The 16048-nt window shown below is 70.2% G+C and carries 11 protein-coding genes; 4 read left to right on the top strand and 7 right to left on the bottom strand.

The genetic code is table 11. The features are described 5' to 3' along the window. From AB0I51_RS00575 to AB0I51_RS00565, 3 genes are all read right to left on the bottom strand, one after another. Nucleotides 1-3735, bottom strand: coding sequence for an ABC transporter ATP-binding protein (locus AB0I51_RS00575; RefSeq protein WP_362969918.1), 3735 nt, complete (start codon nt 3733-3735; stop codon nt 1-3). A 95-nt stretch (nt 3736-3830) separates the two neighbouring features. Further along, nucleotides 3831-4877 (bottom strand): esterase-like activity of phytase family protein, encoded by a 1047-nt coding sequence (locus AB0I51_RS00570; RefSeq protein ID WP_362969916.1) that lies wholly within the window; start codon nt 4875-4877, stop codon nt 3831-3833. A gap of 70 nt (nt 4878-4947) precedes the next feature. Beyond that, entirely contained in the window at nt 4948-5793 is an 846-nt protein-coding gene (locus tag AB0I51_RS00565) for a serine hydrolase (RefSeq protein WP_362969914.1), read from the bottom strand. 145 nt (nt 5794-5938) lie between these two features. Between AB0I51_RS00565 and AB0I51_RS00560 the strand changes: the two genes are divergently transcribed. Then, complete coding sequence (locus AB0I51_RS00560; RefSeq protein ID WP_362969912.1) at nt 5939-8218, top strand: glycosyltransferase family 39 protein; 2280 nt, start codon at nt 5939-5941, stop codon at nt 8216-8218. A gap of 197 nt (nt 8219-8415) precedes the next feature. Next, entirely contained in the window at nt 8416-9222 is an 807-nt protein-coding gene (locus AB0I51_RS00555) for an endonuclease (RefSeq protein ID WP_362969910.1), read from the top strand. Between the two features lie 56 nt (nt 9223-9278). On the opposite strand, the gene AB0I51_RS00550 is transcribed toward AB0I51_RS00555, so the two are convergent. Then, nucleotides 9279-9830, bottom strand: a complete 552-nt coding sequence (locus tag AB0I51_RS00550; RefSeq protein WP_362969908.1) for an HXXEE domain-containing protein — start codon at nt 9828-9830, stop codon at nt 9279-9281. On the opposite strand from AB0I51_RS00550, the gene AB0I51_RS00545 reads away from it, so the two are divergent. After that, entirely contained in the window at nt 9747-10730 is a 984-nt protein-coding gene (locus tag AB0I51_RS00545) for a carbon-nitrogen hydrolase family protein (RefSeq protein ID WP_362969906.1), read from the top strand. The genes AB0I51_RS00550 and AB0I51_RS00545 overlap by 84 nt on opposite strands. 261 nt (nt 10731-10991) lie before the next feature. After that, complete coding sequence (locus AB0I51_RS00540; RefSeq protein WP_362971095.1) at nt 10992-11774, top strand: VOC family protein; 783 nt, start codon at nt 10992-10994, stop codon at nt 11772-11774. Between the two features lie 50 nt (nt 11775-11824). Here the strand turns inward: AB0I51_RS00540 and AB0I51_RS00535 are convergent, their stop codons facing one another. The 3 genes from AB0I51_RS00535 to AB0I51_RS00525 all read right to left on the bottom strand — a co-directional run bounded on the left by AB0I51_RS00535 (nt 11825) and on the right by AB0I51_RS00525 (nt 16005). Continuing rightward, nucleotides 11825-13510 carry a thiamine pyrophosphate-binding protein gene (locus tag AB0I51_RS00535; protein WP_362969904.1) on the bottom strand — a complete coding sequence of 562 codons (1686 nt, stop codon included), beginning with the start codon at nt 13508-13510 and terminating at the stop codon, nt 11825-11827. Then, nucleotides 13507-14475: an agmatinase gene (speB, locus tag AB0I51_RS00530; protein WP_262057999.1), complete on the bottom strand. Its 969-nt coding sequence runs from the start codon at nt 14473-14475 to the stop codon at nt 13507-13509. Before speB ends, AB0I51_RS00535 begins: the two co-directional genes overlap by 4 nt. 63 nt (nt 14476-14538) lie before the next feature. Further along, complete coding sequence (locus AB0I51_RS00525) at nt 14539-16005, bottom strand: sodium:solute symporter (protein WP_362969902.1); 1467 nt, start codon at nt 16003-16005, stop codon at nt 14539-14541. Nucleotides 16006-16048 lie beyond the last annotated feature (43 nt).

The raw sequence follows: 16048 nt of genomic DNA, 5'->3' as shown, positions 1-16048 counted from the left end.
TCAGCGGACCGTACCGACCGGCTCCTCGGACTCGGGCACACCGACGAAGGTGCGCCACAGCTCCGCGTAATACCCGCCGAGCGCCAGCAGCTCACCGTGGGTGCCGTCCTCCACGACCCGGCCGTGATCCATCACCACGACCCGGTCGGCGCGGGCCGCCGTCGTCAGGCGGTGGGCGACGACGAGGGTGGTGCGGCGGCCCGCGAGGCGGTCGGTGGCCTGGTTGACCTGGGCTTCTGTGGCCAGGTCGAGGGCCGCTGTCGCCTCGTCGAGGAGGAGGATGTCGGGGTCGACCAGTTCGGCGCGGGCCAGGGCGATCAGCTGGCGCTGGCCGGCCGAGAGGTTGCGTCCGCGCTCGGCGACCTCGTGGAGGTAGCCGCCCTCCAGCGTCGCGATCATCTCGTGCGCGCCGACCGCGCGGGCCGCCGCCTCCACCTCGGCGTCGGTGGCGTCGGGGCGGCCGTAGGCGATGGCGTCGCGGACGGTGCCCTGGAAGAGGTACGCCTCCTGCGGGACCACGCCCAGGCGGTGGCGGTACGACGTGATGTCCAGGGACCGCAGGTCCGTGCCGTCGACCGTGACCCGGCCCCCCGTCGGGTCGTAGAAGCGGGCCACCAGTTTCACGAGCGTCGACTTGCCCGCGCCCGTCTCGCCGACGAAGGCGACCGTCTGGCCCGCCGGGATCGTCAACTCGACGCCGCCGATGGCCTCTTCGTCGTCCCCGTACGCGAAGTGCACCTCCTCGAAGGCGATTTCGCCGCGCAGGGAGAGGACTTCGAGCGGTTCGTCGGCGGCTCTGGTGGAGGTCGGTTCCTGGAGGAGTTCCTGGATGCGGCCCAGGGAGACCGTGGCCTGCTGGTAGCCGTCGAAGACCTGGGAGAGCTGCTGGACCGGGGCGAAGAACAGGTCGATGTAGAGCAGGTACGCGACCAGTGCACCTGTCGTCAGCGTCGCGTCGTCCACCCTTCCCGCACCCGCGATCAGCACGGCCGCCGCCGCCACCGACGACAGGAACTGCACGAAGGGGAAGTAAACCGAGATCAGCCGCTGGCCTCGCGTACGGGCCTCGCGGTAGCTGCTGCTGCGCTCGGCGAACCGCCGGCCGCCGTCCCGCTCGCGCCGGAACGCCTGCACGATCCGCAGCCCCGACACCGACTCCTGGAGGTCGGCGTTGACCAACGACACGCGCTCACGGGCGAGTTCGTACGCCTTCACGCTCGCCCGGCGGAAGAAGAACGTGGCGACGAACAGCGGGGGCAGCGTCGCGAACACGACCAGCGCGAGCTGTACGTCGATCACCAGCAGGGCGACCATGATGCCGAAGAACGTGACGACCGAGACGAAGGCCGTGACCAGGCCCGTCTGCAGGAAGGTGGAGAGGGCGTCGACGTCCGTCGTCATCCTCGTCATGATCCTGCCGGTCAACTCCCGCTCGTAGTAGTCGAGTCCGAGGCGTTGGAGCTGGGCGAAGATCTTCAGACGGAGCGTGTAGAGGACCCGCTCCCCGGTGCGTCCGGTCATCCTCGTCTCGCCGCGCTGTGCCGCCCACTGCACGGCCACGGCGACGAGCGCCAGCAGGGAGGCGGACCAGATCGCGCCGATCGCCATCTTGGTCACGCCCTGGTCGATGCCGTGCCGGATCATGATCGGCAGCAGCAGGCTCATGCTCGCGTCGACGGCGACCAGCCCGAGGCTGATCAGCAGCGGGGCGCCGAAGCCGCGCAGCAGCCGACGCAGACCGTACGAGTCCTCGGCACGCACCGCGCGGGCCTCGTCGATGTCGGGGGTGTCGGTCGCCGGCGGCAACGCGTCGACCTGGGCGAGGAGTTCGGGCGTCGCGGGCATCCCGGACAGCGCGGTGTCCTTGGGCTCGCGGTCACCGGTCCACAGGCGCGGCGTGAGCCCGCGCTCGGCGTCGAACTCGGCGTCCAACTCAGCGCGTACGGTGGTGTCTTCGGCCGGTTCGGCGGCGGGCAGGGCGTGGCCGGGCGAGACGCCGCCGAGTTCGTCGGGGTCGGTGAGGAGGCGGCGGTAGAGCGGTGAGCGCTCCTGCAACTCCTCGTGCGTGCCGATGGCGGCGAGGCGGCCCCCGTCGAGGACGGCGATGCGGTCGGCGAGGTTGAGGGTGGAGCGGCGGTGCGCTATCAGCAGGGTGGTCCGGCCCTCCATGACCTGTTTGAGGGCCTCGTGGATCTCGTGCTCGACACGGGCGTCCACCGCCGAGGTCGCGTCGTCCAGGACCAGCAGGCGTGGGTCGGTGAGGATCGCGCGGGCGAGGGCGACGCGCTGGCGCTGGCCGCCGGAGAGGGTGAGGCCGTGCTCGCCGACCGTCGTGTCGTAGCCCTCGGGGAGTTCCTTGATGAACCGGTCGGCCTGTGCGGCCCGCGCGGCGGTGAGGATCTCCTCGTCGGTCGCGTCGGGGCGGCCGTAGGCGATGTTGTTGCGGACCGTGTCGGAGAAGAGGAAGGAGTCCTCGGGGACCAGGCCGATCGCGGCCCGGAGGGAGTCGAGGGTGAGTTCGCGGACGTCGTGGCCGCCGACCAGGACCGCGCCGTGGGTGACGTCGTAGAAGCGCGGGAGGAGGAGCGAGACCGTGGACTTGCCGGAGCCGGAGGAGCCGACGACGGCGAGGGTCTCGCCGGGGCGGATCTCGAAGCTGAGGCCGTCGAGGACCGGGCGCTCGCGGTCGTATCCGAAGGACACGTCGTCGAACTCGACCGTGGCCGGGGCGTCGGCGGGGAGTTCCTTGGTGCCGTCCGTCATCGAGGGCTCGGTGTCGATGAGCTCCAGGACGCGCTCGGTGCCGGCGCGGGCCTGCTGGCCGACCGTGAGGACCACGGCGAGCATCCGGACCGGACCGACGAGCTGGGCGAGGTAGGTGGAGAAGGCGACGAACGTGCCGAGCGTGATGTGCCCGCGCACCGCGAGCCAGCCGCCGAGGGCGAGCATGGCGACCTGGCCGAGGGCGGGGACGGCCTGGAGGGCGGGGGTGTAGCGGGCGTTCTGCCGGATGGTGCGCAGCCGGCCCGCGTACAGCCGGCGGCCGACCTCCCGCAGCTTTCCGGTCTCCTGGTCCTCCTGGCCGAAGCCCTTCACCACGCGTACGCCGCTGACGGCGCCGTCGACGACTCCGGCGACGGCGGCGGCCTGGGCCTGCGCGTACCAGGTGGAGGGATGCAGCTTGCTGCGGCTGCGTTTGGCGATCCAGCCGAGGGCGGGAGCGACGGCAAGGGCGATCAGGGTCAGGGGCAGCGACAGCCAGGCCATGATCGCGAGGGAGATCAGGAAGAGCAGGACGTTCCCGATGGTCATCGGGAGCATGAAGAGGAGGCCCTGGATCAGCTGGAGGTCGCTGGTGGCCCGGCCGACGACCTGGCCGGTGGACAGCTCGTCCTGGCGGCGGCCGTCGAGGCGGGTGATCGTGCCGTACATCTCGGTGCGCAGGTCGTGCTGGACGTCGAGGGCGAGGCGGCCGCCGTAGTAGCGCCGGATGTAGGCGGAGACGTAGACGAGGAACGCGGCGACGATCAGGGCGGCTGCCCAGGGGGCCATGGAGCGGGTGTGGCCGCCGATCACGTCGTCGATGATCACCTTGGTGACCAGCGGGACGACGGCCATGACCGCCATACCGGCGAGGGAGGCGCCCAGGGCGAGGACTACGTCCTTGGGGTATCGCCAGGCGTATCCGGCGAGCCTTCTGGCCCAGCCCTGTGTCTCCCCCTGTTTCACTGCCACGCGGGTGCCTTCCGTTCGCCGATCTACGGAAGGCACCAACGCGAAACGGGGCGGATTTCATCCCTCCGCAATAAATGCCGGGGAGGGCCGGTGGGTCAGACGCGCACCCGGAGGTAGTAGAACCGGGTCGTCTGCACCGCGTTCTGGTTGTCGTCGCTGACCAGCAGGACCTTCAGGCGGCCCTTGTCCCGGCCCGTGATCACCATGCCCTCGATGTTGTCGAGGAGGGGATTCGGCTGGGGCTGCTTCGCGGTGGCGCCGAGGGACGGGCAGTCGGCGATGTCGGCGAGCAGGGTCTTCTTGACGAGGCGGACGCCGGGCTGGCCGGTGAGAGCGTCGATCTTGCTGGTGTCCGTCGCGCGGCGCGGGTCGGCCAGGTAGAGGCGGACGGTGTTGCCGACGCCGCTGGTGAAGCCGCGCTCCAGGACGAGGAGGCGGCCGTCGGGGAGGGCCTGCACCTCGGGGACGCCGAGGAAGGCGGCGTCGGTCTTGTAGGCGTACTGCGCGGCGAGCTCGAAGTGGTCGCCCCTGGTCCGGGTCCAGGTCTGGAAGCGGACGGCGCCGGAGGTGTCGCCGGCGATCGGGTACTCCATCGACGCGAGGAGGGTGCGACCGCCGGGCAGCAGGGTCAGGCCCTCGAAGGTCTGGTTGGAGACGGCCCGGCCGGCCGGGGCGACCAGCAGCGAGGACGGGACCGGGAGGCGGTCGAGGATCTTGCCGTCGGTGGAGTAGCGGCGGATGGACGGCTCGGTCTCGGAGGTGATCAGCCGGGTGCCGTCGCCGTCGATGGCCAGGCCCTCGGAGTCGAGGGCGGCGCCGTTCTCGTCGGCGAGCGGGACGACAGCCTTCGGCTGGAGGGTCTTCGCGTCGAGGCTGAACAGGGAGGAACGGTCCTCCAGCGCGGCGAGCGAGCCGTCCTTGTCCACCGCAAGCGCGGAGAAGTTGCCGACGAAGGTGCCGTCGTACGTCGTCTTGTCGAGCGCGTCGGAGAAGCGGTCGATCGAGACGGACGGTGAACAGGCGTTGGTGGTGAGGGAGTTGCTGGTACGGGAGCTGCTGGCGCTCGCGGGCCCGGCGGCGGTGAGGCAGGTGGCCGCCGCCAGGCCGGCGGTCGCGGTCGCGAGTACGGTTCTCAGGCGCATGGGCGCCACCGTAGGACGGGTGGGTGACGGGCGGGAGACCTGGCAGTTAAGCGAGGTCCCTGTGAACCGGCTAGGCGAGGTCCTTGTGGATCGCCTTCGCGACACCCTGGATCGTCGTGATGCCGTAGCTCATGGTGCTGTTGTCCTGAGTGAGGACGGACATCATGTAGTCGTGCCCGCCGCCGTTGAAGGTGCCCAGGCTGTGGACGCGCCAGCCGTGCGTGGAACGCTGCAGCCAGCCGTTCTTGACGTGCACGGTGACGGTCGACGGGGCGCCGTACGGCGTGCCCCAACGCTGGCTGGAGATCACCTGGTTCATCAACTTCAGGATGTACGCACGGGAGTTGTCGCTCAGCACCGAGTTGTTCGCGGTGACCAGTTTCAGCAGCTTCTGCTCGTCGGTCACGGTCTCCTGGGTCAGGCCCCAGTAGTTGTTCGCGCCCGGCTTGGTCTGGGTCATGCCGGCGGCGGCGAGGAAGCCCTTGATCTTCGTCAGGCCCAACTGCCTCCACAGGGTGGAGGTCGCGTCGTTGTCCGACTTGGTGATCATGGCCGTGGCGAGCGTGGTCTCCCGCGTCGTCAGATAGCGGTTGTGCTTCTTCGCGTCCCACAGCAGCGTGGCGAGAACGGTCACCTTGACAGTGCTGGCCGAGTCGTAGGCGGTCGTCGCCCGCAGTGTGCAGGTGGTGTTGGTCTTGCGGTCATAGAGGCCGACGGCGACGGTTCCCTTACGGGTCGCGAGGGCGGCGGTGATGTCCTTCTTCAGTTTGTCGGCGAGACCGGCCCTGGCGGACGTACAGCTGACCGTCGGGGTGGCGGCAGCAGCGGGCGTTGCGGCGGCCAGCACGGGTATGAGCACCCCGGCGCCCACACCGGCCGCCAGCACTCTGGCCCGGCGGGATATCCATTGAGTCATGCATGACATGACTCACAGGAAGGCGTGAAAGGTTGTACGGGTTGGGGAACGGTTGTACGACCCGTTACCCGGGCCTTTGCGAATTCACAGCCGAGTACCAGGTCCGGCACAGCACGCACTCACCCTGCCTTCGCACGATGGCCGGGTGACATCTGCCACCGATCCACACCCCCACACCGAACCCGCGTCCGCCGACTGGCCGCCGCCGGCCCCACCCGAGACGGCCCCGCCCGAGAAGGCACCCCGCTGGTCGCTGCCCGCGCTGGTCGCGATCATGGTCCTGGCCGCCGTGCTGTACTCCTGGAACCTGACCGGCTCCAGCCTCAACAGCTTCTACAGCAGCGCCGTCTACAGCGGCACGCAGAGCTGGAAGGCCTGGTTCTTCGGCTCGCTGGACGCGGGCAACTTCATCACGGTCGACAAACCGCCCTTCTCCCTGATGGTGATGGGCCTGTCGTGCCGGATCTTCGGCTTCGGCACCTGGCAGATGATGCTGCCGGAGGTCGCCGCCGCGCTCGGCACGATCTGGATCCTGCACTCGTCCGTGAAGCGGTACTTCGGCCACGTGGCCGCGACCGTCGCGGCCCTGGTCCTCGCGCTCACCCCGATCACGGTCGCCATCAACCGCGACAACAACCCCGACACCCTCCTCGTCCTGCTGATGGTGGCGGGCGCGGCCCTCGGCCTGCGCGCCGTGCGCACCGAGCGGCTGCTGCCGCTGGTCGGCTCCGCGGTCTGCTTCGGCTTCGCGTTCAACACCAAGCTCCTCCAGGGATACATCGCCCTGCCCGCCGTCTTCGCCGTGTACCTGTTCGCGTCGAAGCTCGGCTGGAAGAAGAAGCTCGTCCAACTGGCCGTGGCCACGGTCGCGTTGGCCGTCTCCAGCTTCTGGTGGGCCACGGCCGTCTCCCTCGTCCCCGCCTCCGACCGCCCCTACATCGGCGGCTCGACGGACGGCACGGCCTGGGACCTGATCATGGGCTACGACGGCTTCGGCCGCGTCTTCGGCGGCGAGGGCAACGGCGGCGGAGGCGGGGGTGGCGGCGGGGGCGGTACGTTCGCCGGCACCGCGGGCATCGGCCGGATGTTCAACGACATCCTCGGCGGCCAGATCTCCTGGCTGCTCCCCTTCTCCGCGATCGCCCTGATCGCCGGCCTGGTCCTGGTCGGCCGCGCCCCGCGCACCGACGCGACCCGCGCCGCGCTGGTCATGTGGGGCGGCTGGACGCTGCTCCACTACGTCACCTTCAGCATGGCCCAGGGCACGATGCACCCGTACTACACGACCGCGCTCGCCCCCGGCATCGCGGCCCTGTGCGGTGGCGGCGGCGTGATGCTGTGGCGTGCCTTCCGCGGCGGCGACGCGCGCTGGTCCTGGGTCCTCCCGGCCGGCCTCGCGGTCACCGGCATCTGGGCGATCGTCGTCCTGCGCCGCGCCTCGGGCTGGAACACCTGGCTGTGGCCGACGGTGGGCGTGCTGATGGTCCTCGCGATCGTGGGCCTGTTCGTCTTCCGCTCCGGCAACCGTGGCCGGCTCCTCACCGCGTCCATCGCGGCGGCGATCATCGCGGCCCTGGCCGGTCCGACGGCGTACGCCGTGACCCCGGCCGCGTCGAGCGGCTCCGGCGGCGGCATGGGCGGTACGAACCCGACGGCCGGTCCCTCGACCGGCGGCGGCATGGGCGGCGGTCCCGGCGGGGGCGGCAACCGCGGCGGCTTCGGCGGCCAGCGGGGCGGCGAGATGCCCGGCGGCACCCAGGCGGGCGGTGGCACGGCTCCCGGCGGGATGACACCGGGTGGCGGCGGCACCGGTGAGGTGCCCCAGGGCGGCGGAGCGCCGAGCGGGGCACCGACGACCGGTGGTACGGCCGGTGGCGCACCAGGTGGCCAACAGGGCGGTACGACAGGGGAGTTGCCCGGCGGCGGTACGGCTCCTGGCGGGACCGGCACCGGTACGGCTCCGGGTGGCGCCGGCGGTACGCGCGGCGGCTTCGGCGGCGGTGGCGGCATGGGCGGTACGACGTCCAGCGCGCTCATCTCGTACCTGGAGAAGCACCAGGACGGCGCCAAGTGGCTGCTCGCGGTGTCGAATTCGCAGAGCGCGGGCCAGCTGATCCTCAGCACCCACAAGCCCGTCATCTCCATGTGGGGCTTCACCGGCTCCGACAAGGCGATGACCCTCGCCAAGCTCAAGGAGCTGGTGAAGAAGGGCGAGTTGCACTACATCCAGCTCGGTGGCGGCGGGATGGGCGGCAACAGCACCCTGAACACCGAGATCACCGCGTGGGTGCAGAAGAACGCGACGGCGGTGAAGGAGAGCGCGTACGACAAGAGCGCGACGACGGAGTCGAGTTCTTCGAGCTCGTCGACGTCGACGACCAACACGTCGACGCTGTACCGGCTGGACCCGTCGGACGTGAAGTAGCGCTGACGCAGGCAACGCCGAACGGCCCCCGACCTACCCGGTCGGGGGCCGTTTTGGTACGTCAACTCGCGTAGACACGAGGCAAATTGTCGCGCCCGGTCACCTGATCGACACGTCTCGTTCATTTACAGGACCGCATGTGCATGTCACGCTCCCGATTGCCGCCCCATTCAACCCGCGTAGATGGGACACTCTTTATGTTGGTGACTCGCATGCACCGCTGGAAAACAGTGGCGTTGACCACCGCAGCGGTCCTGGTGGGCCTCGCGGCCCCGACCCTGACAGCGACCCCGGCCGCCGCCACGACGACCGCGTACGACTCGACGTATTACAAGAACGCGGTCGGCAAGACGGGCACGACCCTGAAGTCCTCGCTGCACACGATCATCAGCACCAACGTCACGAAGATCTCGTACTCCGCGGTCTGGAACGCCCTCATGGCCACCGACCAGGACCCGAACAACAGCAACAACGTGATCCTGCTGTACAGCGGCGTCTCCCGGGCCAAGTCCCTGAACGGCGGCGACGTCGGCGACTGGAACCGCGAGCACACCTGGGCCAAGTCCCATGGCGACTTCGGCGAGGTGGTCGGCCCCGGCACGGACCTGCACCATCTGCGTCCCGCCGACGTCCAGGTCAACAGCATCCGCGGCAACCTGGACTTCGACAACGGCGGCAGCGCGGTCACCAACGGCGGCGGCAGCACCGTCGACTCCGACTCCTTCGCACCGCGCGCGGCGGACCGGGGCGACGTGGCCCGCATGATCCTCTACATGGCCGTGCGCTACGAGGGCGACGACGGCTTCGCCGACCTGGAGCCCAACGAGAAGGTGGGCAACGGCAGCAACCCCTACATGGGCAAGCTCTCCGTCCTCAAGGCCTGGAACGAGGCGGACCCGCCGAGCGCCTTCGAGGAGAACCGCAACAACGTCATCTACAACACGTACCAGCACAACCGGAACCCGTTCATCGACCACCCGGAGTGGGTGGAGGCGATCTGGTAGGCGGCAGTGCTCTGTTGAACTCCCCCTGCTTCAGGGGGAGTTCTGCCGTCTCCCGATCACCTCCGGCGCAGCAGCCGCCGCGCCACCACATGCGCCCCGACCGTCGCCGCCGCGGCGACTGCCGCACCCCGTGCCACATCACCCGGTCGCGCAGGCCGCAGCACACCGGCCCGCCGCAGCCGCCCCCGCGCCCACAGCGTGAACGGGACGACCACCAGCGGCGAGGTCACCACCCCGGGTGTGTATCCACGGACGGCGGCGGCCTGGGCCATATGCGCCAGGGCGTGCAGCCCGAAGCCGTTGAGGGCCGCCTGGTAGAAGCCGGAACGGCCGCCCGTACGGTGCCCGTCGGCGGCGGCGAGCGCGACCATCCCGCCCATCACGGCGACGGCCGTCGCGAACTCCCGCCCGTCCATCGCCTCCAGTTGCCACCACACCCGCTCCGGCACCCGCGGATACCGCTCCCGCAGCCCGGGCACGTGCCCGCGGACCCAACCCGGCATCGCGGCCACCTCCTCCAGATCGTGCACCGCCCAGGCCGCCAACAGCCCGAAAGTTGCGCCGACTTCGACGACCCGGCTGCCCTCGCCCGCCTCGTGTCCACCCATGGTCGGGAGTCTGCCGCACGGACGTGCGCCCCGGCCCCCGATGTCTACGATGGGTCCGTGACCTCTCCGTCAGCGCTTCGCATTGCGACAGCCCAGGTAATGATCAGCGACGACGCCCGCCGGAACGGTCCGGTGATCCGACGGCTGATGCGGGAGGCCGCCGAGGCGGGTGCCCGCCTGATCCTGTTTCCCGAAGGCTGTCTGTCGGGCTACGCCAAGGAACAGATCCGGGACTGGGACCAGGTGGACTGGCCCGCGGTCGAGGAGGAGCTCCGTCAAGTGGCCGCGCTGGCAGCCGAGTTGCGGCTGTGGGTGGTGCTGGGCAGCGCCCACCGGCTCACCGCGCCGCACCGCCCGCACAACAGCCTGTACGTCATCGCCGACGACGGCCGGGTGGTGGACCGCTACGACAAGCGCTACTGCTCCAACACCGAGATCCTCGGCTACTACACACCGGGGTTCACACCGACCACCTTCACGGTCGACGGATACCGGTTCGGCTGTGCCATCTGTATCGAGATCAACTTCCCGGAACTGTTCGTGGAGTACGAACGCCTCGGGGTGGACTGCCTGTTGCTGTCGGCCTACCCGGTCAACTCGGTCTTCGAGGTCAAGGCCCGGGCGCATGCCGCGATGAACAACTACTGGCTGGCGATGGCCACACCGGCCCAGACCACCGCTCTCCTCAACTCCGAACTGATCAGCCCGGACGGCACCGTCCTGGCCCGGGCCGACGCCACGACCGAGCTGATCGTCGGCGAACTGGACCGTGACGCACCCGAGTTCGACATCGCCCTCAACAAGGCCCGCCCCTGGCGAGCCAGCGCCCGCCAGGGCGACATCTACCGCAGCCGCCGCGTCTCCGATCCACGGAGCGACAGCCCGGCCGACTTCGTCTGACGGGGCGGGACGGGCGGCTGCGGATTCGAAGTCCCCTCAACGCGACTTCAACCATGCTTCTCGAACTCGGGACGCCGCCCTCCCCGGCACGCGTCCCGACAGCGGCCGCCACGGGCACGCGCCGGACCCTGTACCACGTCACCCGGCGACCATTCGGCCGTTCGGTGGAAACCGGAGTCCTGTCGGTGCTCGTACGCCGACGGCGACGGCCGGGACGGCATCGTGGCTCCCGTCCCGGCCCACCCCGTCCAGGAGGACTTCATGCTCGGCACCGACTTCGTCACCGGATCGCCCAACTGGCTCGACCTCGGAAGCCCCGACACCGACGCCGCCGCCGCGTTCTACGGCGCCGTCCTCGGCTGGCAGTTCGTCTCCGCCGGGCCCGAGACGGGTGGATACGGCTTCTTCCAGGTGGACGGCAAGACCGTCGCGGCCCTCGGACCGCTCACCGAGGAAGGGGCGCGCTCCGCCTGGATGATCCACTTCAAGACCGAGGACATCGCGGCCACCGTCCAGGCCGTCACGGCCGGCGGCGGCACCGTACGGATGGAGCCCATGGATGTGATGGGCGAGGGCATGCTGGCGCAGGCCACCGACCCGCAGGGCGCGCAGTTCGCGCTCTGGCAGCCCGGCAGGACGGCGGGTCTGGAACTCACCTCGGCCCCGAACACCCTGCTCTGGGTGGAACTGCACGCCACCGCCCCGGAGGCGGACATCGCCTTCTACCAGGGCCTGTTCGGCTGGCGCAGCCAGGACATGCAGGCCCCCGGCATGACGTACCGCGTACTGAGCACCAGCGCCGGCGACCAGCAGGACGCCTCCTTCGGCGGGGTGGCGCCGCTCAACGCCGGCGAGGGCGAACAGCCGCGCTGGGTACCGTACTTCCACTCGACGGACGTCGACGCCACGATCGACTCGGCCCGCTCCAACGGCGGTTCCGTACTGATGCCGGCGGCGGACGTACCGGAGGTCGGCCGCATCGCCTGGCTCGCGGACCCCTTCGGCGCGGCGTTCGCCCTGCTGAAGCCCGATCCGCAGATGTGACGAAGGACGTGGGAGGGGGCCGGCGAAGACGGCCGCCCCCCATCACCCCGTCACCCCAAGTGCGTAGCCGCGAACATCCGCAACACAGCCGGGAGTACGACCACGGAAGGCCCCGGCTCCGCCAACGCCTTCGCCAGGTCCGACTCCAGCGCCTCCGGAGTCGTACGAACCCCTCGCACCCCGAACGACTCCGCCAGCGCCACGTAATCCGGCCGGGTCAGCTCCGTCGCCGTCGCCTCGCCGAAGGCGTCCGTCATGTACTCGCGGAGGATGCCGTAGCCGCCGTCGTCGACGATGAGCCAGGTGACGTTCAGGTCGTACTGTCGCGCCGTCGCCAGCTCCGCGATCGAGTACAGCGCGCCCCCGTCACCCGACACCGCCAGCACCGGCCGCGTGGGGTCCGCCGCAGCCGCGCCCAGTGCCGCCGGGAAGCCGTAGCCGAGGCCGCCCGCGCCCTGGGCGGAGTGGAGGTGGTTGGGGCCCTTCGCGTCGAACGCCGACCAGGCCCAGTAAGCCAAAATCGTCATGTCCCAGAAAGAAGGGGAATCGGCGGGCAGGGCCCGGCGCACGGACTCCAACACGCCCTGTTCCAGGGTCAGTTCCTGGGAATCGATGCGCTCACGGACGCGGCCGAGCAGCTCGGCCACCCGCCCCTCCGCCGTCGGATCCGTCCGCTCCGTCACCGTCTCCAGCAGCGCCTGCACCGCGTGCCACGCGTCCGCGTGGATCCCCAGCGCCGGGTGGTTGGACTCCAGTTTGCCGAGGTCCGCCTCGATCTGGATGACCCGGCCTCGCGGGGCGAACGTGTGGTAGTTCGAGGAGAGTTCACCCAGACCCGAGCCCACCACCAGCAGTACGTCCGCATCCTCCAGGAAGTCCGTCGTGTGACGGTCCTCCAGCCAGGACTGCAACGACAACGGATGGTTCCACGGGAACGCCCCCTTGCCGCCGGGGGTCGTGACCACCGGCGCCCGGAGCCTCTCCGCCAGCTGCCGCAGCTTCTTCGACGCGTCCGCCCGTACGACTCCCCCGCCCGCGATGATCGCGGGACGCGCCGCGCGTGACAGCAGGTCCGCTGCTACGGCGGTCAGTTCGGGGCGCGGCACCAGGTCCTCCGGGGTCGCGTCCACCGCCGTCACCACCGGCAGCAGGGTCTCGGCCAGCAGTACGTCCTGCGGGATCTCCACCCACACCGGGCCGTGCGGGGCCGTCAGCGCGGACTTCCACGCCTCCGCGATCGCGGACGGGATCTGTGACTGCGTGCGGACCGTGTGGACCGACTTCACCACGCCCCTGAACGAGGCCGACTGGTCCGGGAGTTCGTGCAGATAGCCGTGACGGCCTCCGCCCAGGCCCGCCGTCGGGATCTGGCTGCCGATGGCCAGGACGGGGGCCGAGGCCGCGCGTGCCTCCTGGAGTGCGGCCAGTGACGTCAGCGCGCCGGGGCCCGTGGACAGCAGCAGCGGTGCCGCCTCACCCGTGATGCGGCCGTAGGCGTCCGCCGCGAATCCTGCGTTGTTCTCCACCCGCAGGCCGATGTACCGCAGGTCGGAGCGGCGCAGCGCGTCGAACATGCCGAGCGCGTGCTGTCCGGGCAGGCCGAAGACGGTCGTCGCGCCGAGCCCGGCCAGGGTCTCCACGACCAGGTCGCCGCCGTTGCGCCCTGGGGGCGGGTTCAGCGCGGCGGTGATCTGCGCGGCCGTCGGGCGGAGTTCCAGGTCGTGGTCGTGGGTCACTTCGAACGGGCCTCGGCAATCTGACGGGACATGATGGTGATCAGGTCGTACGCGGTGTGGGACGCGGCCACCGATGTGATCTCGGCGTGGTCGTACGCCGGTGCCACCTCGACGACGTCCGCCGACACCAGGTTGCAGGATGCCAGGCCGCGCAGGATCTCCAGAAGTTCGCGGGAGGTCAGGCCGCCCGCCTCGGGCGTGCCGGTGCCGGGCGCGTGGGCCGGGTCGAGGCAGTCGATGTCGATGGAGATGTAGAGGGGGCGGTCGCCGATGCGCTGGCGCAGCTGGTCGGCGACCTCGTCGGCGCCCCGGCGGTAGACGTCGGCGGACGTCACGATGCCGAAGCCCATCTTCTCGTCGTCCTTGAGGTCCTGCTTGCCGTACAGCGGACCGCGGATCCCCACGTGCGAGAGCGCCTCGGTGTCGAGGATGCCCTCCTCCACCGCCCGCCGGAACGGCGTGCCGTGTGTGTACTCGGCGCCGAAGTACGTGTCCCAGGTGTCGAGATGGGCGTCGAAGTGCAGCAGGGCCACGGGGCCGTGCTTCTTCGCGACCGAGCGCAGCAGCGGCAGGGCGATGGTGTGGTCGCCGCCCAGGGTCATCAACCGGGCGCCGGTGCCCAGGAGTTGGTCGGCGGCCTCCTCGATGGTCTCGACGGCCTCGTTGATGTTGAACGGGTTCGCCGCGATGTCACCGGCGTCCGCGACCTGCGCCAGTGCGAACGGGGACGCGTCCTGCGCCGGGTTGTAGGGCCGCAGCAGCCGGGACGCCTCGCGGATCGCGTTGCCGCCGAAGCGCGCGCCCGGCCGGTAGGAGACACCGGCGTCGAACGGCACCCCGACCACGGCGACATCCGCGCTGCCGACCTCGTCCAGCCGCGGCAGCCGGGCGTAGGTCGCGGGACCGGCGTAGCGCGGGGTGCGCGAGGAGTCGACGGGGCCGCGGGGCGTCTCGTTGCTGGTCATGGGGACTGCCTTCTTTCCTACGCTTCGTCGCGTATGGAGTCTTTTGTGCTTCTGGCTACGACTTTACCGGTGGACGGCGACAGGTTCGGACGCGAGTTCGGGGGCCCCGCGTCCGGCGAGTCGCTCCCGCCATGCGGCCAGTACCGCCGCGTCGGTCGCCGGCGTCGCGAGCGACACGGCGACATAGGCGACGAGGGACGACAACAGGCCGTAGTAGACAGGCTCGTTGGCGAGGATGCCGTAGGTCGCCATCAGGCCGACGACCGCGAGGCCGCCGACGGCGACGGAGGCCAGCGCGCCCTGCGCGGTGCCGCGCTTCCACAGCAGGCCGCCGAGGATCGGGACGAGGAGGCCGCCGACGAGGAGGTTGTACGCCACCGTCAGCGCCTCCACCACGTTGTTCAGCGCGATGGCCGTGACGATCACCGCGACGCCCATGACGAGGATGAAGGCACGGTTGCCCCGCACCTCGTCATGCTCCTCCTCGCCGTCCCGCCGGACGGCTCCCCGCAGCTTCGACCAGATGTCGTTGTTTGCGACCGTGGCGCAGGCGATCAGCGCGCCGGACGATGTGGACATCACGGCGGCGAGGGCTGCGGCGAGCACCAATCCCCTTACACCGACCGGGAGTTCGTCCTTGACGATGGTCGCGAAGGCGTCGTCCGCGCTGCCGAGGTCGGGGTACAGGACCTTCGCCGCCGTGCCGATGACGGCGCCGGCGAGGGCATAGACGAGACAGTAGGTGCCGGCGACCGTGCCGCCCCACTTGGCGGTCCTGTCGCTGCCGGCCGTGAACACGCGCTGCCAGATGTCCTGGCCGATGAGCATGCCGAACGTGTAGATCAGGGCGTACGTGAAGATCGTCTCGCCGCCGATGCCCAGCGGGTCGAAGTAGCCGGTGGGCAGCTTCGCCTTCATCTCGCTGAAGCCGCCCGCCTTGACGACCGCGATCGGCAGGAGCAGGAGCAGTACGCCGATCGTCTTCACCACGAACTGCACCATGTCGGTGAGGGTGATCGACCACATGCCGCCCAGCGTCGAGTACGCGACGACGATCGAGCCGCCGAGGACGATCGCGACCGTGCGGTTCATGTCGAAGAGGACGTCGAAGATCGTGGCGTAGGCGATGGTCGAGGTGACGGCGAGCATGAGGGTGTAGGCCCACATGACCACGCCGGAGATCACGCCCGCGCGGCCCCCGTACCTGAGATCGAGCATCTCGGAGACGGTGTACACCTTCAGGCGGGCGATGCGGGCGGAGAAGAAGACGGAGAGGGCGAGCAGGCCGAGGCCGATGGTGAAGACCATCCACGCCCCGGACAACCCGTACTGGTAGCCGAGGCCGACGCCGCCGATGGTGGACGCGCCGCCGAGGACGATGGCGGCCATGGTGCCGGAGTACATGACCGGGCCCAGTCGGCGGCCCGCGACCAGGAAGTCGCTCTTGGACCTGGCGCGGCGCATGCCCCACCAGCCCATGGCCAGCATGCCGGCCAGGTAGACGACGATGACGGTGTAGTCGACGGCCATACGGGGGCCTCCTTCGCGCGCTCTCGGGATCTCGGGGTTTCCC

The sequence above is a fragment of the Streptomyces sp. NPDC050549 genome, from assembly GCF_040655035.1.
Lineage (GTDB): Bacteria > Actinomycetota > Actinomycetes > Streptomycetales > Streptomycetaceae > Streptomyces.
The sequence above is the reverse complement of the archived record's forward strand: the minus strand, read 5'-3'. Positions and strand labels throughout refer to the sequence as shown.

What these genes read in the sequence shown, in the direction of transcription:
- AB0I51_RS00570 (WP_362969916.1), bottom strand. Translation starts at nt 4,877, where the DNA reads ATGCGCCTGAGAACCGTACTCGCGACCGCGACCGCCGGCCTGGCGGCG.
- AB0I51_RS00565 (WP_362969914.1), bottom strand. Translation starts at nt 5,793, where the DNA reads ATGACTCAATGGATATCCCGCCGGGCCAGAGTGCTGGCGGCCGGTGTG.
- AB0I51_RS00555 (WP_362969910.1), top strand. Translation starts at nt 8,416, where the DNA reads ATGTTGGTGACTCGCATGCACCGCTGGAAAACAGTGGCGTTGACCACC.
- AB0I51_RS00550 (WP_362969908.1), bottom strand. Translation starts at nt 9,830, where the DNA reads ATGGGTGGACACGAGGCGGGCGAGGGCAGCCGGGTCGTCGAAGTCGGC.
- AB0I51_RS00540 (WP_362971095.1), top strand. Translation starts at nt 10,992, where the DNA reads ATGCTCGGCACCGACTTCGTCACCGGATCGCCCAACTGGCTCGACCTC.
- speB (WP_262057999.1), bottom strand. Translation starts at nt 14,475, where the DNA reads ATGACCAGCAACGAGACGCCCCGCGGCCCCGTCGACTCCTCGCGCACC.
- AB0I51_RS00525 (WP_362969902.1), bottom strand. Translation starts at nt 16,005, where the DNA reads ATGGCCGTCGACTACACCGTCATCGTCGTCTACCTGGCCGGCATGCTG.